Source organism: Kribbella sp. NPDC051586, assembly GCF_044453965.1.
GTDB lineage: Bacteria > Actinomycetota > Actinomycetes > Propionibacteriales > Kribbellaceae > Kribbella.
In genome coordinates this window covers 1,537,912-1,557,036 of record NZ_JBITDF010000002.1, presented here as the reverse complement: position 1 = coordinate 1,557,036, position 19,125 = coordinate 1,537,912, and the positions used below count along the sequence as shown (strand labels likewise).

19 protein-coding genes and 1 tRNA gene are annotated in these 19,125 nt (G+C 68.2%); 7 read left to right on the top strand and 13 right to left on the bottom strand.

Going from position 1 to position 19,125, the window contains the following annotated elements; translation table 11 throughout:
• The first annotated feature begins 15 nt into the window (after positions 1-15).
• Positions 16-1,722 (top strand): aminotransferase class V-fold PLP-dependent enzyme, encoded by a 1,707-nt coding sequence (locus ACIA58_RS17760; RefSeq protein WP_396404729.1) that lies wholly within the window; start codon positions 16-18, stop codon positions 1,720-1,722.
• Here the strand turns inward: ACIA58_RS17760 and ACIA58_RS17755 are convergent.
• Entirely contained in the window at positions 1,690-2,385 is a 696-nt protein-coding gene (locus ACIA58_RS17755; RefSeq protein WP_396404728.1) for a helix-turn-helix domain-containing protein, read from the bottom strand. The two genes, ACIA58_RS17760 and ACIA58_RS17755, sit on opposite strands and share 33 nt — an antisense overlap.
• A gap of 93 nt (positions 2,386-2,478) precedes the next feature.
• On the opposite strand from ACIA58_RS17755, the gene ACIA58_RS17750 reads away from it, so the two are divergent.
• From ACIA58_RS17750 to ACIA58_RS17735, 4 genes are read left to right on the top strand one after another with little or no spacing between them, the layout of a single operon-like run.
• Positions 2,479-2,838: an antibiotic biosynthesis monooxygenase family protein gene (locus ACIA58_RS17750; protein WP_396404727.1), complete on the top strand. Its 360-nt coding sequence runs from the start codon at positions 2,479-2,481 to the stop codon at positions 2,836-2,838.
• Between the two features lie 28 nt (positions 2,839-2,866).
• The gene (locus tag ACIA58_RS17745) at positions 2,867-3,853 is read left to right on the top strand and encodes a cation diffusion facilitator family transporter (protein WP_396404726.1); all 987 of its coding nucleotides are present in this window, start codon (positions 2,867-2,869) and stop codon (positions 3,851-3,853) included.
• A 26-nt stretch (positions 3,854-3,879) separates the two neighbouring features.
• Positions 3,880-4,491, top strand: a complete 612-nt coding sequence (locus ACIA58_RS17740; RefSeq protein ID WP_396404725.1) for a MarC family protein — start codon at positions 3,880-3,882, stop codon at positions 4,489-4,491.
• A gap of 37 nt (positions 4,492-4,528) precedes the next feature.
• Positions 4,529-7,225: a dihydrodipicolinate synthase family protein gene (locus ACIA58_RS17735; protein WP_396404724.1), complete on the top strand. Its 2,697-nt coding sequence runs from the start codon at positions 4,529-4,531 to the stop codon at positions 7,223-7,225.
• Here the strand turns inward: ACIA58_RS17735 and ACIA58_RS17730 are convergent.
• The 5 genes from ACIA58_RS17730 to ACIA58_RS17710 form a co-directional block, all read right to left on the bottom strand.
• Entirely contained in the window at positions 7,212-8,012 is an 801-nt protein-coding gene (locus ACIA58_RS17730; protein ID WP_396404723.1) for a hypothetical protein, read from the bottom strand. The two genes, ACIA58_RS17735 and ACIA58_RS17730, sit on opposite strands and share 14 nt — an antisense overlap.
• Before the next feature lie 14 nt (positions 8,013-8,026).
• Entirely contained in the window at positions 8,027-8,515 is a 489-nt protein-coding gene (locus tag ACIA58_RS17725) for a SigE family RNA polymerase sigma factor (RefSeq protein ID WP_396404722.1), read from the bottom strand.
• 459 nt (positions 8,516-8,974) lie between these two features.
• Positions 8,975-9,047 (bottom strand) — tRNA-His (locus tag ACIA58_RS17720).
• 69 nt (positions 9,048-9,116) lie between these two features.
• The gene (orn, locus tag ACIA58_RS17715) at positions 9,117-9,737 is read right to left on the bottom strand and encodes an oligoribonuclease (RefSeq protein ID WP_396404721.1); all 621 of its coding nucleotides are present in this window, start codon (positions 9,735-9,737) and stop codon (positions 9,117-9,119) included.
• Positions 9,738-9,788: 51 nt separating this feature from the next.
• Positions 9,789-10,712, bottom strand: a complete 924-nt coding sequence (locus ACIA58_RS17710) for a class I SAM-dependent methyltransferase (protein WP_396404720.1) — start codon at positions 10,710-10,712, stop codon at positions 9,789-9,791.
• Between the two features lie 76 nt (positions 10,713-10,788).
• Between ACIA58_RS17710 and ACIA58_RS17705 the strand changes: the two genes are divergently transcribed.
• Positions 10,789-11,256, top strand: coding sequence for a GNAT family N-acetyltransferase (locus ACIA58_RS17705; RefSeq protein ID WP_396404719.1), 468 nt, complete (start codon positions 10,789-10,791; stop codon positions 11,254-11,256).
• A gap of 37 nt (positions 11,257-11,293) precedes the next feature.
• On the opposite strand, the gene ACIA58_RS17700 is transcribed toward ACIA58_RS17705, so the two are convergent.
• The 3 genes from ACIA58_RS17700 to ACIA58_RS17690 form a co-directional block, all read right to left on the bottom strand.
• Complete coding sequence (locus ACIA58_RS17700) at positions 11,294-11,497, bottom strand: cold-shock protein (RefSeq protein WP_134096839.1); 204 nt, start codon at positions 11,495-11,497, stop codon at positions 11,294-11,296.
• 95 nt (positions 11,498-11,592) lie between these two features.
• Complete coding sequence (locus ACIA58_RS17695; protein ID WP_396404993.1) at positions 11,593-12,372, bottom strand: hypothetical protein; 780 nt, start codon at positions 12,370-12,372, stop codon at positions 11,593-11,595.
• A 27-nt stretch (positions 12,373-12,399) separates the two neighbouring features.
• Positions 12,400-12,951, bottom strand: a complete 552-nt coding sequence (locus tag ACIA58_RS17690) for a dihydrofolate reductase family protein (RefSeq protein ID WP_396404718.1) — start codon at positions 12,949-12,951, stop codon at positions 12,400-12,402.
• Positions 12,952-13,123: 172 nt separating this feature from the next.
• Here ACIA58_RS17690 and ACIA58_RS17685 point away from each other — a divergent pair, with 172 nt between their 5' ends.
• Positions 13,124-14,101 carry a 2-dehydropantoate 2-reductase gene (locus ACIA58_RS17685; RefSeq protein ID WP_396404717.1) on the top strand — a complete coding sequence of 326 codons (978 nt, stop codon included), beginning with the start codon at positions 13,124-13,126 and terminating at the stop codon, positions 14,099-14,101.
• Between the two features lie 97 nt (positions 14,102-14,198).
• On the opposite strand, the gene ACIA58_RS17680 is transcribed toward ACIA58_RS17685, so the two are convergent.
• Genes ACIA58_RS17680 through ACIA58_RS17665 form a run of 4 tightly spaced genes read right to left on the bottom strand, consistent with a single transcriptional unit; the run spans position 14,199 to position 19,104 of the window.
• Complete coding sequence (locus ACIA58_RS17680) at positions 14,199-15,932, bottom strand: beta-galactosidase family protein (protein ID WP_396404716.1); 1,734 nt, start codon at positions 15,930-15,932, stop codon at positions 14,199-14,201.
• A 3-nt stretch (positions 15,933-15,935) separates the two neighbouring features.
• Complete coding sequence (locus ACIA58_RS17675; protein WP_396404715.1) at positions 15,936-17,288, bottom strand: ABC transporter substrate-binding protein; 1,353 nt, start codon at positions 17,286-17,288, stop codon at positions 15,936-15,938.
• 11 nt (positions 17,289-17,299) lie between these two features.
• Entirely contained in the window at positions 17,300-18,163 is an 864-nt protein-coding gene (locus ACIA58_RS17670; protein ID WP_396404714.1) for a carbohydrate ABC transporter permease, read from the bottom strand.
• Positions 18,163-19,104: a carbohydrate ABC transporter permease gene (locus ACIA58_RS17665; protein ID WP_396404713.1), complete on the bottom strand. Its 942-nt coding sequence runs from the start codon at positions 19,102-19,104 to the stop codon at positions 18,163-18,165. Before ACIA58_RS17665 ends, ACIA58_RS17670 begins: the two co-directional genes overlap by 1 nt.
• Positions 19,105-19,125 lie beyond the last annotated feature (21 nt).

Here is a 19,125-nt window from a genome sequence, read left to right as displayed (position 1 = left end):
GCCTTACTCTGAGGCATGAGTACCGAGGGGGAAATGCCGCCGGACACGCCGCTGCTGCGGCGGATCCGCGCCTCGGTGATCGGTGACGACCAGGTGATGCCTGGGCCGTACGGTCCCCGTCGGGTGACGTACGCCGACTACACCGCCTCCGGCCGCGCGCTGACCTTCCTCGAGGACTTCATCCGGGACGAGGTCCTGCCGCGGTATGCGAACACGCACACCGAGTCGAGCGGCACGGGTCTGCAGACCACGCGCCTGCGCGAGGACGCCCGCCGGATCATTCACAACAGCGTCGGCGGCGACGACCAGACCGCGGTCATCTTCTGCGGGTCCGGCGCGACCGGCGCGATCGACAAGCTGATCGGGATCATGGGGCTGCGGATCCCGGCCGAGCTCGACGACACCTACCACCTGACCGATCAGATACCGCGCGACCAGCGTCCGGTCGTCTTCATCGGGCCGTACGAACACCATTCCAACGAGCTGCCCTGGCGCGAGTCGATCGCCGACGTGGTCGTGATCAGCCAGGACACGGACGGTCACATCGACATCGACCAACTCGAGGCACGACTGCAGGAGTACGCCGAGCGTCCGCTGAAGATCGGCTCCTTCTCCGCGGCCAGCAACGTCACCGGCATCGTCAGCAACACCCGGCGGGTGTCGGCCCTGCTGCATCGGTACGGCGCTCTGTCGTTCTGGGACTGCGCCGCCGCGGCGCCGTACGTCGAGATCGACATGTACGGCGATGGCCCATTGGAGTACAAGGACGCGATCTTCCTCAGCCCGCACAAGCTGATCGGCGGGCCGGGCACCCCTGGCGTCCTGGTCGCGCGACGGGAGTTGCTCCACAACCGCGTGCCGGATGTGCCGGGTGGCGGCACGGTCGCGTACGTGAATCCGCTCGAGCATCGGTACCTCGACGACCCGGTGCACCGTGAGGAGGGCGGGACGCCGGCGATCATCGGTTCGATCCGGGCCGGGCTGGCGTTCCAGCTGAAGCAGGCCGTCGGGATCGACGTGATCCGCGCGCACGAGGACGCGTACCTGCGGCGTGCGGTCGAGGCGTGGAAGGCCGAGCCGAGTCTGCAGATCCTCGGCAACCTGGACTCCGAGCGCCTGTCGATCGTGTCGTTCGTGGTCAAGGCGCCGTCCGGGCGGTATCTGCACCACAACTTCGTGGTCGCGCTGCTCAACGACCTCTTCGGCATCCAGTCGCGCGGTGGCTGCTCGTGCGCCGGTCCGTACGGTCACACGCTGCTCGGCATCGACATCGACCGCTCGCACCTGTTCGAGGAGGAGATCCTGCACGGGTGCGAGGGGATCAAGCCGGGGTGGGTGCGGGTCAACTTCAACTACTTCATCTCCGAGGCGGTCTTCACGTACGTCGTCGAGGCGGTCAAGCTCGTCGCCCGCGACGGCTGGCGGCTGCTCGGCGACTACCGCTTCAACCCGACCAACGGTCTGTGGCGGCACCATCGCGGCCCGGTCGAGCCGCCGATGCGCCTGTCCCAGGTCGGGTACGACGCCGACGGCAAGCTGAGGTACCCGCGCCACGACCACACCGCTCCCGAGTCCGCCCTGGACGACTACCTCGCCGAAGCCCGGGACCTGCTGTCGAGCTGTCAGGAGCTCAGCCCCGCGATGGAGGGCCAGGTGAATACGGAGTTCGACCAGTTGCGGTGGTTCGACCTACCGTCTCGATGTCTTGGCCGAGGGGAGTGACGTCGAAGTGGTTCTGCGGCGCTGCTCGTCCAAGGTGGACTGGATCAGGGCCCGCGCGGACCAGGTGGAGACCTCGATCTGGGCCTCCGGATCGAGACCGCGGAGATCCTGCAGCACGATGAGAGCTTCCCAGCCGACGACCATAGCGATCCCGGAGACGAGTTGCTCGAACAGGTCGTCGTCCAACTCCGCGCGCAGCGGGTCGAGGGCACGTTCGATCCAGGCGATCCGTCGGTAGCCACGCTTCGGCTGGGGTGCATCGTCCGCGGGCGCATCGACGGTCAGCCGGATCAGCGAGCGCCCGAGCGGCAGTGAGGACGCGGCTGCGTCGCCCAGCGCCCGGATCATCGCCTCGACACGTGCCGCCGCATCTTGCCCGGCCGCGCCGGCGGCTCCGGAGGCGGTCTCGATCGCGGCGTCGACGTCCGTCTGCGTGAGCAACCCGAGTGTTGCGTCCAGCAACAGTTGGTCCAAGGTCGGGAAGTACTGGTAGATCGTGCGTCGCGACACGTCTGCGGCTTCGGCGATCTCGTTCACCCCGGGCGTCGTCCGCCCTTGGCCGAGCAGCTCCGCGGCGGCGTTGACGATGGCGGCCCGGGTCCGGCGCCGCTGGCGAACCCGCCCCGGCTCCGGGGCAGCGTCACTCGGTGCGGCGTCACTCACCATTTCCTCGATTCCCCTTGACGTCCTGCAGCTGCCGTGAGTATACCTGAGTGCAGTCATTGCACACCAGTGCAATTAAGGGGAGGAACGGACATGACTCAGATTTCGGCCGAGCAGCGGATCGCGCCCGCGGGGGACCACACCGTGGACGGGCCGGTCACGCTGATGAATCGGTTCGCGGTGCGGCCCGAGCGGGACGAGGCGTTCCGGGCGCTGTGGACCGAGACCAGCAAGTACTTCATGGCGCAGCCCGGCTTCGTCTCGCTACGTCTGCACCGTGCGGTCTCGGCCGACGCCGAGTACCGCTGGGTCAACGTCGCCAACTGGGAGTCGGAGGCGGACTTCCGCGCGGCGCACGGCACCGACGAGTTCCGCCGCGTCGTCACCCGGCCCGAGTGGGCCGAGTTCCCGAGCGCGCCGCTCCTGTTCGAGGTCGTCACGGCCGTCGGATAGACCGCAGGCGGGGCATTAGTGTCGTGGTGTGAGCACCGAGGACGAGGCGGGCGGGAGCGAGAGCCTCCTGACAGTGCTGGTCGCGCTGTGCGCGAACCTCTTGATCGCGGCCGCGAAGACGGTGGTCGCCGTGATCACCGGGTCCGCGTCGATGGCGGCCGAGGCGGCGCACTCGTGGGCCGATACCGGCAACGAGATCTTCCTGCTGGTCGGGGAGCGGCGGGCGCAGAAGCCGGCAGACCGGACGCATCCGCTCGGGTACGGGCGGGTCGGCTACATCTGGTCGATGTTCGCGGCGTTCGGCCTGTTCACGGTCGGCGCCGCGGTCTCGGTGTGGCACGGCATCCAGTCGCTGCAGCACGGCGAGGCGGACGGCACGTCGTACGGCTGGGCGTACGCCGTGCTCGGGGTCTCGTTCGTGCTCGAGGGGATCTCGTTCACGCAGGCGATGCGGCAGACCAAGGCCGGCGCGCTCGAGCGGATGCTGCGACCGTGGCGGTACGTCCGCCTCACGTCGAACCCGGTACTGCGGGCCGTGTTCGTCGAGGACCTGTCCGCGCTGATCGGCATCATCATCGCCGCGCTCGCGATCATGATGCACCAGCTGACCGGCAACGCGGCCTGGGACGCGCTCGGGTCGATCGTGGTCGGCATCCTGCTCGGCGTGGTCGCGCTGTTCCTGATCAGCCGGAACATGGACTTCCTGACCGGCGAGGCGGTGACGCCGCTCGGGCGCAACCGGGTGCTGCGCGCCCTGCTCGAGCACAAGGACATCGAGCGGGTCACGTTCCTGCACATGGAGTGGGTCGGTGCCGACCGGATCTTCCTCGTCGCCGCGGTCGACGTCGTCGGCAACGATGTCGAGTCCGAGGTCGCGGCCCGCCTCTACGCGATCGAGGACGCGCTCAACGCCCGCACGGAGATCCAGCAGGCGATCCTCACGCTCTCCCGCCCCGGCGACGCCACGAACCTCCAGCCGGATCAACTCCCACGCTGGTACGTCGAACCGAAGTAGAACGCGGCGGGTGTACGCTCCCGGCCGTGGAGCCCGTACACGTTGCGATTTCAGCGTTGGCTGCATTGTTGCCGATCACGAATCCGATCGGCGCGCTGGCCACCTTCGCAGGTCTGACAGAGGGCGTGGACCGCGCCGCGATGAAGCGGCAGGCGATCATGACCGGTGTCTACGTGCTCGGGATCCTGGCCGTGTTCGCGCTGCTCGGCACGCTCGTGCTGGAAGGGCTCGGGATCGGACTGCCCGCGCTGCAGATCGCCGGCGGGCTGGTGGTCGCGCACTCCGGCTTCGGGATGATCGTCTCGCGCGCGACGCTGACCGACGACGAGAAGACGCACGGGGTGGCGAAGCCGGATGTCTCGTTCTCGCCGATGGCGCTGCCGTTGATCGCCGGGCCGGGGGCGATCGGCGTGGTGATCGCATTGACCGCGCGCCACCCCGGGATCACCAACCGCGTGAGCGTGATCGTCGCGGGCGTCGTCGTGGCCGGTCTCGTGGCGGTTCTGCTCCGCTTCGGTACTCCGCTGGTCGACAAGCTCGGCCCGACGGGACTGGGCGCGCTCAGCCGGATCATCGGCTTCCTCACCCTCGCGATCGGCGTCGAGCTCGTCACCCACGGCGTACTCGCCGTGAAGTAATTCGCATTAGCATCGTTTTCGATGCAAAGCTGGTGACATGACGATCGAGTACGACCGGCTCCAGGACGAAGTAGCGCGTGGCTGGAACACCTGGGACACCCGCAGTGTGCTCACCCAGGTCCTGCTTCCGGCCGCGCTCGGCCTCTCCTTCGGATTGAAGGAGTACTACCGCGGTACGTCGTTGCGTACGGCGCAGATCGGCCGACGGACCGAGGGCGCGGAGACCGTGACGCTCGGCCCGCACGCGTACGACGGCAGCTACACCGAGACCACGCTCACCTGGGCCGGCATCACGATCCGCGTCCAGACCGCACACGCCGGCGAGGATCTGGTCGCGCTGGTGACGCCGATGGCGAACCAGCCGAAGAGCGCGCTGCTGACAGTCGGCGTCAGCTACCTGTGGAACCGCCCCGGCACGGTCGTCCGCGAGGCAGACCGCATCCGCGCCACGTCAGACAGCGTGGTCGAGGTCTTCGCGACCACGCCGCATGTCGACGATCCGTACTGCGACCTCGACGGCCCGTACTTCGCCCTTGACCTCGCACAGGCTGTCGGCATCAGCACAGGCCGCCCGCGCTCCCTTGCCGAGATCGCCGAGCTGATCGTCACTGCGGCCGCCGGCACCGAGGTCGCGGAGCATCAGGAGATCGTCCGCGACTCGATCTCCTGGAACACCATCTACGAGCCGTCGAAGTCGCGCGTCATCACCGGCGTCAGCCGCCTGTGGAACGTCGGCAAGCGCGGCGGCTATGCCCTGTTCTGCTGGGACGCGTTCTTCAACGCCCTGCTCGCCTCGCCGAACAGCAAGGCCGTTGCCTATCTCAACGTTGTCGAGATGCTTCGCGCCCGCACCCCGGAAGGCTTCGTCCCGAACGTCGAGCAGGGCACCGGCCGCAAGACGTACGACGGCTCGCAGCCGCCGATCGGATCGATGACGGTCCTCGAGCTGTACCGGCAGTTCAGCGAGCGCTGGTTCCTCGAGGAGTGCTTCGGGACGCTGCTGTCCTGGAACCGGTGGTGGTGGCGCGTCCGCCGCGACGGCGAGTTGCTCTGCGCGGGGTCGACGTACTTCGACCCGGAGTACCCGTCGCCGCAGGACATCCCGCGGATCCATCAGCACTTCGGCGCGACGTGCGAGAGCGGATGGGACGGGCACCCGGTGTTCGACGACGTGCCGTTCGACCAGAACAAGAGCCTGCTCGCGGCGCACGACGTCGGTCTCAACAGCTTGTACGCCGTCGACTGCGAGGCGCTAGCGGAGATCGCGGACATCCTCGGCGAGACGGACGCCGCGGTCGAACTGCGTGGGCGGCACGACAGCGTCGTCGCAGCGATGGAGACGTTGTGGGACGAGAACGCCGGCATCTACCGGAGCCGGCGAACCGACACCGGCCGGCTGACCGCGCGACTGTCGACGATGAGCTTCTACCCGCTCGTGGCCGGTGTCGGAGACGGGCGGCGGACCGGTCGGATGCTCGCGGACCACCTGCTGGCCGAGGACGGGTTCGGCGGCGAGTGGATCCTGCCGACGTCGCCGCGGAACGAGAAGATCGAGCTGAAGGACACGTCGTACTGGGAGTTGCGCGCCTGGCCGCCGGTGAACTTCCTCGTCTACCTGGGGTTGCTGCGGGCGGGGGAGAAGGACGCGGCCTCCTGGCTGGCCGAGGGCAGTGAGCGGCTGGTGCTGAAGGAGTGGAGGGAGCACCGGCACATCCACGAGAACTACTCGAGCGTGCACGGCGCCGCCTGCGACAAGCCGAACAGCGAACCGTTCCAGACCTGGGGCGCGCTGCTCAGCCTGATCGTGCTGATGGAGCGGGGCGAGGTCGCGCTGTTCAACGACGAGAGGTGGCGGGGGATGAGTCTGCTGAGCGGTGTGGTCGTTCCGTTGGTGACGCCGATGTCCGCGCCGGGCGTGCCGTCCGCGGACGCCGCAGAGAAGTTGCTGACGGCAATGGCTTCGGTCGGAGTACGCCGGTTGATGCTGCTCGGGAGCAACGGGGAAGGCCCGTTGATCCCGGCTGAGCTGGCCGGGGAGTTCACGGCCGGCGTGGTGAAGCGATGGCGGGACCTCGTGCCCGAAGGGACGATCCTGGTCAACGTCACAGCCCCTGGTACGGCGGAGGCGGAGCGGCGGACCGATGACGCTGCCGCGGCGGGCGCGGATGCGATCGTCTCGAGCCCGCCGACGTTCTTCAAGCACCGCGCCGACGAGGTGGTCGCCCACTTCGAGGCACTGGGTCGGCGCGGTCTGCCCGTCATTCTCTACAACTCGCCTCGCTCGACGTTGCTGACCCAGGAGACCGCTCGGGCGTTGCAGCCCCTTCTGGCCGGCGTCAAGGACTCTTCCGGCGACCCGGAGATGCTGCGCTACCTGCTGTCGCTGGGAATCGAGGTCAGCCAGGGCGACGAACAAGGCCTGGCGGACGCCGTACGCGCAGGTGCGCACGGCATCACGCCAGGCATCGCGAATCTCGCTCCGGGGCTCGCACTGCAGATGGTTGCCCCGGGCGCGGATCTCGGTCGTCTACAGGAGCTGTCCACCGCGCTGGCGAAGATCCACACGGTGCGTCCCGGCGTACCGACGGTCAAGGCGCTGCTGAACACCCGCGGCCTGTGCCCACCCCACTGCGCGCCGCCGCTCGCCCCCTGCACAGCAGACGAGGTCCGCCACCTGACGGACCTCGTTGCTCCGCTGGAAGAGCACCTGATCCCGCGGGCTACTTCGTCTTGACCTTGCCGGACGGCTTGACCGTGTTGACGGGCGGGAGCTTCCAGGACTTGCTCTTGGCCAGGGTCGACAGCTCGGCCGAGGACAGGATGGGATTCTGCCGGGTGTGACGCTGCCCCTTCTCTGCCGGGCCGTTGTAGCTGGTCAGGCTGATGTTGCGGCCGTCCGGGCGGTAGAGCGTGACGGAGCGGCTCACGACGCCGTACTGCGCTTGGCGGCCGTCGCTGTACTCCGGGAACACGGGTGAGGCGTAGAGCACCGAGCCGTCGGCCAGCGTGGTGCAGCCCGAGCGGACTGGTACGCACGGGTTCGCCTCGCCGCCACCGGACACCATCACGTCGACGCGGGCACCCCCCTTGCCGTCGTCGGCCACGTACGCCGCGCCGGCGAAGTCGCCACCGCCCCAGGTCTCCGGCTTGCTGAGCGTCAGCCCAGATGCCGTGAGCAGCGACCGCAGCGTGACCAGTGTCTGCTTCGGCGTGACCGACGCGGGCTGAGTCTTGGTGGACGGCTTCACGGACGGCTTTACGGACGGCTTTACGGACGGCTTGGTGAGCGGCGCCGCGGTCCCGGCGACCCCAGCGTCAGCGGGGGAGCTCAGCAGCTGGATCCCGCCACCAATGAGCCCAGCAGTAGCAAGTACGGCGCCCGCACCGCTCGCGCTGAGCAACACCGTACGCCGGCGCCGCTTCCGCAGCCCCTGCGTAACGGAGCGCTCGAGCAGGTCGGAGGTAACCGGTTCGAGGTTCTCGGTGGCCCGGTTCATCAAGTCTGTCAGTTGGGTGTTCATGGTTCTCCTCGGGTTCAGAGCGCGATCAGCTGGGCGGCGCCGTCGCCGAGGACGGCACGAAGGCGGTCCAGGGCCCGGGCGGTGCGGGTAGTGATCGCACTGGTGTTCTTGCCAAGATCAAGCGCCACCTGCTCGACGCTGCGATCTTCGAAGAACCGCAGCACCAGCACAGCGCGATCCAGCGGCGCCAACTGACCCAGTGCGCTCTGCAACGCCATCCGCAACTCCGGGTCCCCGGCCTGCTCAACCACCTCAGGCACGTCCCCCGTAGGCCGCTCCGACCAACTGCGCCGCCGCCGCTGAGAGATGTAAGTACGAACCAGCGCGGTCCGCGCATAAGCCCCCGGCGTATCAACCCGATGCCAGGCCTTCAACACGTTCGCCAGCGTGTCCTGCACCAGATCCTCGGCATGATGCCGATCCCCCGTAAGCAGCCAGGCCGTCCGATACAACTGCGGTATCCGAGCCCGCGCGAACTCCTCAAACTCCTCAGTCGATCTCATCCACACCCTCTCGTCGATGCCTCAAACGAGAAGACGCATCAACCCCCGGAGCAGATCACACCCCAGATCAAAACACTTTGGCGAGCACCCAAACCGCAAACGCCAAAAACCCCACCCCAAAGGTCACCAGCACGACAACCCCATACCCGAACCACATACTCCCGGACCCCTTCACCCCCACATCCTCCCACCCACCAGCGCCAAGCCAAGCCAACCGCCCAACCCAACCCAAGCCGCCCAGCCAGCAACCCAACCCAACCCAACCCAAGCAGCCGAGCCAACCGCCCAACCCAGCCGAAGCCGCCGAGCCAACCGCCCAACCCAGCCGAAGCCGCCGAGCGAAGCGAAGGCGCAGGGGGTGCGGGTGGCGGAGCCCCCGCCTGCGGCAAGCGAAGCGCAGCCGCACAAAATGACGAAGCCGACCAAGCCCGCGCAATCCGCGGGCATGGCCGGCCATCGGGTGAGTGACGGGACTCGAACCCGCGACCACCTGGACCACAACCAGGTGCTCTACCAGCTGAGCTACACCCACCATTGCCGTCCGAACCGCGACGGCTGAGCAATCATAGCGATGAACAGTCAGGACCAGAAATCGAGCCTGTCAGGACCCGGTCTGGGTGTCGGCGACGGGTGCTGCGATGAGACTTGCGGCCGCTCGGGCGGCGTTGGAGTCGGGTCCGGGCTGGGGCACGAACACGGTCTGGCGGTAGTAGCGCAGTTCGTCGATGCTCTCGGTGATGTCGGCGAGGGCGCGGTGGTTGCCGTTCTTGGCCGGGGTCGCGTAGTACACCCGCGGGTACCACCGGCGGACCAGTTCTTTGATCGAGCTGACGTCGACGTTGCGGTAGTGCAGGTGCGACTCGACCCGGGGCATGTCGCGGACGAGGAACGTCCGGTCGGTGCCGACCGAGTTGCCGGCGAGGGCGGCCTTGCGCGGCTCCTTCACGTACGACGTGATGAAGTCGAGGACCTGTTGTTCGGCGTCGGCGAGCGTGGTGCCGCCGGCGAGCTCTTCGAGCAGCCCGGACGCGGTGTGCATGTCGCGGACGAAGTCGCCCATCTGCTCGAGTGCGGCCGGTGGTGGAGCGATCACCACGTCGATGCCGTCACCGAGCACGTTCAGTTCGTAGTCGGTGACGAGTACTGCGACCTCGATCAGGGCGTCGTTCACCAGGTCGAGGCCGGTCATCTCGCAGTCGATCCACACCAGCCGGTCGTTCATGGGCACCCACCTTACGGCGAGCCGCCGACACTCCTGCGGCGGCGTGCCATGTCAGCGCGGCGCGTGCCCCAGGTGGACGCTGCGGACGGACAGTACGGCGAGGTCGCGGCGCCGTCCGAGGTAGTACGGTCCGTCGGGGTCCAGCAGCTGTTTCCAGACCGCCACGTCCTCCGCATCGAGCCATTCCTCATCGGGGACGACCTGGCCATGTCCGTGCCCGTGGCCATGTCCGTGTCCGTGCGCCTGTCCGTCTCCATGCCCGTGCCCCTGGCCGGTCATCCGCGCGATCCGGGTCCGGAACTGCTGCACGAGCTCGTCCAGCCGTTCCGGCGACAGCGGCGCCGGCGTCTCGGTCAGCACGCTTCGCGTGGTGGCGTCGATCAGCCCGGCCTGGGTCAGCGCCTCGGTCCACCCGTACGGCATCGGCACCGAACCCGGCAGCGACTCCCGCATCACCTTGAACCACCGGTCCTGTGCCAGATCCAGCCGAAGCTCCAGCCCGGGCTCTCCGACCCCCAGGTCCCACGGCAGGTGCCGCGCCGGCAGTCCGCCCTCGGCGAGCGCCAGCCGTCCGCCCGGCGCGAGCAGCGAGGCCAGTGCGTCCACAGCGGCCTGCTGGTCGGCAGCGTGATGCACGGAGGCCGACGCCCAGATCAGGTCGGCCGGCGCGTCGATTGCCCGACGCAACGGCTCCGCGCCGTCGTCCATCGACGCCAGCTCACACCGGACCAGTCCAGCGGTGTGCTCCCGCGCCTGCTCCAGTACGTCGGGATCCGCGTCGACGGCCACCACGGTCGCGCTGGGCAGAGCCTCCGCCAGCGCCTTGGCCATCCCGCCGCCACCGCAGCCGATGTCGGCGAGGACCTTGTCGCCGTCCCGCACCAGACTGCGGGCGACCGTCGCGTTCCAGTCGCCTTCGCCCTCGGCCGACGCCCGCAGCCGCCCGGCCTCTTCAGCCCAATCGATCTCGATCATGCCGACAGTCTGGTCCCACTACCGGGCGCATCCCACCTCATGTTGCCGGATCGGCAAATGGCGCTACGGTGGCGCGATGATCGCGACCGACCGCCTGACCATGCTGCCGCTCGAGGTCGAGTACGCCGGGGCGATGGCGGAGGTCCTTGCCGACCCCGGCCTCTACACGTTCACAGGTGGCGAGCCGCCGGCTGTCGACGAGCTGGAGGCTCGGTACCGCCGTCAGATCACCGGTCCGGACCGCGAAGACGAGCAGTGGCTCAACTGGGTCATCCAGCACGACGACGACCTGATCGGCTACGTGCAGGCGACGATCACTGGAGGTACGGCGGAGATCGCGTGGGTCATCGGCACCGCGTGGCAGGGCCGGGGCTTCGCGAAAGAGGCAGCCCAGGGACTCGTCACCTGGCTGCGAGCACAGAATGTCGACCGGATCATCGCGCACGTCCATCCGGATCACACTGCGTCAGCCGCTGTGGCAGCGGCCGTAGGTCTCGCCCGCACCGATGTGGTGGAAGACGGCGAGGACCTGTGGAGCACGTGACGGCAGGCCCGGTCGCCCGGGCCTGCCGTCAAGCGTTTCAGATCGGGCGAACGTTCTCCGCCTGCAGGCCCTTCGGGCCCTGGGCGATCTCGAACTCGACCTTCTGGTTCTCGTCCAGCGAGCGGAAGCCCTGCGTCTGGATCGCCGAGTAGTGGACGAACACGTCAGCGCCGCCGTCCTCCTGGGAGATGAAGCCGAAGCCCTTCTCGCCGTTGAACCACTTCACTGTTCCCAAAGCCATGATTTTCTCCTGATACGACAAAACGCCCGGCGGATCACAAATCCGCGGGCGCTTCGAAACGAACGTGGAACTGCAAAACATCAACCGGATAGACCCTAGCACGCTGAGTGAGTCATCAGCCATCCCTGATCTCGACGCGCGTCGTACTCGTCCGGAGTCGCGGACCAGGTGGCCGTGCAACCGGACGACCCGCACTCGCACGCGAAGGGGTACGGCGGCAGCTCGGCCAGCCCGGCGTCCGCCTGCCACAGCCGCCCCTGCACGCACGCCGCCAGGTTCTCGTACCGACGCTGACGGCTCAGCTCCTCACCAGGCTGCAGGCCCGGCAGCGGCCCCAGCGCATCCTCGACCGCCTGCGTGATCGCCGCCCAGTCCGGCTCGGCCGGGACCTCGATGACGGCCCGCCCGCGCTCGGCCGCCTCCCGCCGTACCCGGTCGGCCAGTACGGCGTCACGCGCCAGCAGACCCTCCAACCGGGCTCGGCCGGCTGGATCGTTCGCCCGGGCCAGCCGCTCCTCCCGGACGCGCCGGGTCTGCTCGGCGTCCGGCAGCAACCAGACTGCTGCCGCGACGCCGTCAGCCATCGACGGGAACAGCTGCGGGCCCTCGACCAGCGCAGGTACGTCGCCGAGCGACCGCTCCTGCACATCCGCGGCCACCAGCTCCAGCCGTAGCCGTGCGATCCGTACGAAGGCATCCGCGGCGTACTCCGGTCCCTCGGCCAGGTCCTCTGCCAGCGGCCGGAGCGGCGGCATCCGGTCCAGATGCGCGTAGGTCCACAGGTCGATCGGGTGCAGCGGCAGGTCGCCCCGCCGCGCAAGCCCTCGAGCAATCGTCGACTTCCCTGCGCCTGGGGCGCCACCGATCCACACCATCACCCGGCCATCCTGCCAAGCCCAGGGTCAACGCACGTACGTCGCCAGCGAGGCCGCGCCGGCCGGTACGACCGACTCGAGCCGCAGGTGGACGGGGTGGTCGGACGGACCGAACATCTTCTCGCCGGAGCCGACGATCGACGGCAAGGTCATCAGCCGGTACTCGTCGACGAGGTCCGCCGCCTGCAGGGCGCGGATCACGCTCACGCTGCCGGTGACCGCCATCGTCCGCGGCTCGGACCGCACGTAGTCGGCCAGCGAGCCCTCCATCAGGGTCGAGTTGGGGAAGGCCGACACGTCGGTCAGCGTGTGGGACGCGACGACCTTGGCCATCTTGTTCATCCGGGTGGAGAACTCGTCGGTGCGGTTCGGCCAGAGCTTGCTGAACAGCTGCCAGGTGTTCTTGCCGAGCAGCAGTACGCCGGTGTCCATCAGCTCGCCGAGCCGGAACTTGTCTCCGCCGTGCGTCTCGGGACCGTGCCGGAACGCCCAGCCGCCGCCCGGCGTGCCGCCGGAGCCGTCGGGGTCGGTGACGATGCCGTCGAGGCTGATGAATCCGGTGACGATGACGTGGCCCATGGTTCCTGCTCCTTGTTCGAGTGGTTGTGCCAGTACTTACCGCCGGGCCGTCGCCGATTCATCGGTCCGTGCCGAACTTTTTTGGCGAGCGCTTGCCGCCAGATGTGATCTTGACCGCATTCCGGGCCCGGCCTACTGTATGCCGTATACAAACCGGAAGGCAGGGACCCCTATGAGAGTTGCGGTTCTCGGCGCCGGCGCGATCGGTGCGTACGTCGGCGCGGCGCTGCACCGCGGTGGGACCGAGGTCCACCTGGTGGCCCGCGGTGCGCACCTGGAAGCGATCCGTTCGCGCGGTGTGCAGGTGCTCAGTCCACGCGGTGACTTCGAGGCCCGGACGCCGGCCACCGACGACCCGGCCGAGATCGGGCCGGTCGACTACGTCTTTCTCGGGCTCAAGGCGAACTCGTACGCGGCCGCCGGGCCCTTGCTCCAGCCGCTGCTGCACGACCGCACGGTCGTCGTCGCCGCGCAGAACGGCATCCCCTGGTGGTACTTCCACGGCCTGAAGGGACCGTACGAGGGCCGCCGGATCGAATCGGTCGACCCGGGCGGCTCGGTCACCCAGGTGCTCGACCTCGACCGAGCGGTCGGCTGTGTCGTCTACTGCTCCACCGAGCTGGCCGGACCGGGCCTCGTACAGCACCTTGAAGGCACTCGCTTCTCGATCGGCGAACCCGCGGGCGGCTCGTCGCAACGATGTGAGGAGTTCAGTACGGCGATGGTCGCCGGCGGACTGAAGTGTCCGGTCGAGGCCGACATCCGCAACGACATCTGGATCAAGCTGCTCGGCAACGCGGCGTTCAACCCGATCAGCGCGCTGGCCCGGGCGACGATGGTGGAGATCGCCACGCACCAGGGCACGCGGCAGATGGTGCGGATGATGATGGAGGAGTCGCTGGAGATCGCCGGCGCCCTGGGCTGTCACCCGGACATCTCCGTCGAGAAGCGCCTCGACGGCGCCGAACGCGTCGGGGAGCACAAGACGTCGATGCTGCAGGACCTCGAGAAGGACAAGCCACTCGAGCTGGACGTCATCCTGGCCGCGGTCGTCGAGCTCGCCGACCTCACCGGCGTCAAGGCCCCCACCCTGCGCGCCGTACACGCGGTAGCCGACCTGCTCGCCACCAAAGTCGGCCTCCCCTCATGAGCGTCGAGGCCCCACGACCACGCCGGTGCCGAAGGCCCGGCCAAAAGTAGAGCCAGGTGGGTCCGGCCAACAGCGACGCCGGACCCACCTGTTCCAACTAGAGCTCGAGTGGTCCCAGTGATGGGCCTGCGACGAAGTGGGCGACCGGATCGGCCATCACGTCGAGTTCGAGTACGACGAGGTCGTTGCGGCCGGGGTGGAGCAGTGGACCGGGTACGTACAAGGTGTGCTGTGGTCCGCGGCGCCAGTAGCGGCCGAGGTTGAAGCCGTTCACCCAGGCGAATCCCTTGCCCCAAGCAACGGTCGAGAGGAAGTGGTCGACCGGTTCGCCGACCTCGAACGACGCCCGCCACGCCGTCGGCCCGACGCCAGGGGCATCCGGGGTCAGGTCCACGTCGTCCCACAGCTTCGGTACGCCGTCCAGGTCGATGACGCAGGCCGACCAGTCGGCGAGCTCGTGCGCACCGAGCCGGACGGGGCCGATCAGCCCCTTCGGCTCGCCGATCCGCTGCCCGTAGTTCACCCGCCCCTGGTCCTCGACCAGGATCTCGAGGTGCCCGCCGTGCGGCAGCATCAGCGCCCGGTCGTGCCGCTCCCGGTCCAGCACTCCGACCGGAGCGCCGTCCAGGAACACGTACGCGCGGTCCCGTACCTCGCCAACGCTCAGCAACACCGGGTCCTGGGACGGAACCTCGGTCCGGAACAGCACCAGCCGAGCGTCCAGCTCATCCAGCGTCGGCAGCGCCACGTGCTCACTCCACGACCCCCACGGATCGGCCAGCAACCGCCGCGGGTCGGCCAACGCGGCAGATGTCTCCGGCGCGGCCGCCCCCGCCGCCGGCACATCGTCAGGGACGGTCGCGTAGCGGGAGATCACCTCCCGAAACGCGTGGTACTTCAGCGTCGGATGCCCCGCCTCGTCCAACGGAGCGTCATAGTCGTACGACGTGATGGTCGGACGGTAGACGCCCTTGTCGTTGGCGCCACTGGTCAGACCGAAGTTCGTACCGCCGTGAAGCATGTAGATGTTCACCGAGGCACCGGCCGCCAGCAGCGCGTCGAGCTCGGCCGCCGCCTCCGCCACGCTGGTCGTGTGGTGCGGTCCGCCCCAGTGATCGAACCACCCGTCCCAGAACTCCATACACATCAACGGTCCGGTCGGCTGGTGCCGCCGCAGTGTTTCCAGTCGCTCGGCAACGCGCGATCCGAACGACCCGGTCCGCAGTACGCCGTCCAGCCCACCGGCCGCGAGCATCGCGTCGACGGGCTGGTCCACGGTCACCAGCGGCACGGTGATCCCAGCGCCCCGGATGATCTCGGCCACGGCCTTCAGGTACGTCGGGTCGTCGCCGAACGCGCCGTACTCGTTCTCGACCTGCACCAGCAGCACAGGCCCGCCGGCAGAGACCTGCAACGGTTCGACGATCCGCAGGACGTTCTGCAGGTACTCCTGGACTGCGGCCATGAAGTGAGGCTCGTACCGGCGGACCCCCAGACCTGGCTCCCGGAAGAGCCAGGCAGGGAGGCCGCCGTTGTCCCACTCCGCGCAGATGTACGGGCCGGGGCGGACGATCGCGTACAGGCCGGCGGCGGCCACCTCCCGCAGGAAGCGCTCGAGGTCGAGCATCCCGGCAGTGTCGAAGGTGCCCGGCCGCGGGCTGTGCGCGTTCCACGGCACGTACGTCTCGATGGTGTTGAGCCCCATCAGGCGGGCCTTCTCGATCCGGTCGGCCCAGCTGTCCGGGTGCACGCGGAAGTAGTGCAGTGCACCGGACAGGATCCGGAAGGGCCGGCCGTCGAGCAAGAAGTCGGACTCACCAATCTCGAGCATGTGTCAGCCGTTGACCTGGAAGCCCTGCTGGTTGCCGTAGCTGACCAGCGCGTCCTGCCAGGCCTTCAGTCCGGCGTTCAGGTCGGACTTCGACTGGTACGCCTTGCCGACGGTGTCGCCGTAGATGCTGTTGGCGTACAGCTCGTAGGGCAGGTAGCTCCAGCCCTTCACGACGTTGTCGGCTGCACCGGTCAGCACCTGGTTGATCTTCTGGCCGCCGAAGTACGCGCTCGCCTTGTCCACGAACGCAGTGTCCTTCAGGTCCTTCGTGGTCGCCGGGAAGCCACCGCTGGCGAGGAACGGCTTCACGCCCTCGTCGTGGTTCAGCCAGCGGACGAACGCCGCCGCGAGGGCCGGGTTCTTGCTCTGCTTGAGCACGGACTCGGTGCTACCGCCGTTCTCCGCGGTCGCCGGCTGGCCGTCGTACGTCGGCATCGGGGCGACGCGCCACTTGCCGGCGCCGGCCTTGACCGAGGACTCCATCACGCCGGGCATCCACGCACCGGTCGGCAGCGTCGCGATCGTGCCGTCGCCAAGCGCCTTGAACCACTCGTCGGTCCAGCCCGGGATCTGCGACACCAGACCGCCCTCGACGAGCTGGTTCCAGGTGCCGGTCCACTTCTTGGAGCCGTCGTCGGCCAGGTTGATGCTGATGTTCTTGCCGTCGGTCTTGAACGGCTGGCCGCCGGCCTGCCAGATCATGCTGGTGGTGAAGCCCGCGTCACCGGAGTCGTTGGTGATGTAGGCCTTGGGGTTCGCAGCGTGCAGCTTCTTTGCGGCCGCGACGTACTCGTCCCAGGTCTTCGGCACGGCGAGGCCGTACTTGTCGAAGACCTCCTTGTTGTAGAACAGCGCCATCGGACCCGAGTCCTGCGGCAGACCGTACAGACCGCTGCCGGCGTGGACGGCCGCCCAGGTGGAGGCGGTGTACGCCGACTCGTACTGGCTGAAGCCGTACTGGTTCAGGTCCACCAGCGACCCGGGCAGCGCGAACTGGGGGAGCGCCTGGTACTCGACCTGGGCCACGTCCGGTGCGCCGGAGCCGGCCTTGATCGCATTCTGCAGCTTGGTGTAGTGGTCGTTGCCGGTCCCGGCGTTGACGTAGTTCACCTTGACGCTCGGGTACTGCGCCATGAACGCCTTGACCTGGGCCTCCGCCGACGGCGTCCAGCTCCAGTACGTGATCTCGCCGCCGGCCTTGAGCGCCGCGTCGACGGCGTCGGACGAGCCCGTGGTCGCGCCGCCGCTCGCGCTGTCGTTGGACGACCCGCCGCCGCAGGCCGCCACGGCCGCGAGGGCGATGACTGCAGCCCCGGCGACCACCAGCCGCCGGATGCCGCGCCGATGTACCTTCATCTTGTTGCCTTTCACTTGACGGAGCCCGCGGACAGGCCGGACTGCCAGAACCGCTGGAGTAGAAGGAAGGCGATCACCAGAGGCACGATGGTCAGCAACGACCCCGTGATCACCAGGTTGTAGATGGGGCGGGCCCCGACGCCGGTCGCTTGGTTGCTCCACTGGGTGAGGCCGACCGTGAGCGGGTAGAGGTTGGGTTTGCTGAGCATGATCAGCGGCAGGAAGTAGTTGTTCCAGGTCGACACCACCGCGAACAGCAGCGTCGTGACGATGCCCGGGGCAAGCAGTCGCAAGGCCACGGTGAAGAACGTCCGCACCTCGCCGGCGCCGTCGATCCGCGCCGCCTCGAGCAGCTCATGAGGAACGGCGTCGGTCGCGTAGACCCACATCAGGTACAGCCCGAACGGGCTCACCAGCGACGGGATGATGATCGCCCACACGGTGTTGGTCAGTCCGAGGTTCGAGAACATCAGGAACGTCGGTACGGCGAGCGCGGTACCGGGGACCGCGACCGCTCCGAGCAGTACGGCGAAGACCGCGCGCCGGCCGGCGAACTTGTACTTCGCCAATCCGTAGCCGGCCGCTGTCGCGAGCAGCGTCGCGCCGCCCGCGCCGACGACCACATAAAGAACAGTGTTGCCGAGCCAGCGCAGGAAGATGCCGTCGTTGTAGGTCAGCGTGTCCTTGATGTTGCTGAAGAACGCGAAGCTCTTGCCGAACCACAGCCCCGGCGTCGACAGCAGGTCGTCCTGCGTCTTGGTTGCACTCAGCAACAGCCAGAGCAGCGGAAGGATCGTGTAGAGCAGGTAAAGGACCATCACGCCGGTCAGCAGCTTGGACCGCTTCTGGCGCAGGGGAGAGGTCAGTGCACTCATCAGAGGGACTCCCGGGAGCCGCGGAGCTGGACGACGTACGCGATGATCGCGGTGATGACGCCCATCACGATCGCGATGGTGGCCGAGTAGTTGAACTGCTGGCCGGCGAAGGACAGGTTGTAGGCGTACATGTTGGGCGTGTAGTACGTCGTGATCACGTTCGGCGCGAGCGTGCGCAGGATGTTCGGCTCGTTGAACAGCTGGAAGCTGCCGATGATCGAGAAGATCGTCGCGATCACGATCGCCCCGCGCAGCGCCGGCAGCTTCACGGCCCGGATGGTCCGGAACGTGCCGGCCCCGTCGATCGCCGCCGCCTCGTACAGCTCACCCGGCACCGTGCGCAGCGCCGAGTAGAAGATCAGCATGTTGTAGCCGACGAACTCCCAGGTGACGATGTTGGCGATCGACGGCAGCATCCAGCTGCTGCTGAGCGGCTGGATCGCGGTCGTGCCGAACAGGTCGTTCAGGTTCGCCGCCAGCCCGAAGTTGTCGCCGTAGATGTAGCCCCACATCAGGACGGCGACCACGCCCGGCACGGCGTACGGCAGGAAGATCACGATCCGGAAGAAGCCGGACGCGTGCAGCCGGGCGCTGTCGATCGCGAGCGCGGCGAGCAGGGCCAGGATGAGCATGATCGGCACCTGAACCACCAGGAACGCGGCGACCCGGCCGAACGCCTCCCAGAATTTCGGGTCCCGCAGCGCCTCGGTGTAGTTGTCGATCCCGACGAACACCTTGCCGCCGAAGAAGGCCTGGTTGCGGTACAGGCTGAGGTAGATCGCGTACCCGATCGGCGCCAGGAAGGTCAGCGCGAACACCGCCAGGAACGGGCCGACGAAGATCCATCCCTTGCCGTCCTGCGACGCCCGCCGCCGTCTCCGGCCCGCCGCGGACACCGGCCGCACCTGCCGGGCCGACTCCTGGGCCATGGACTCTGCCATGTCCGTCGACCTCCTCTCGCC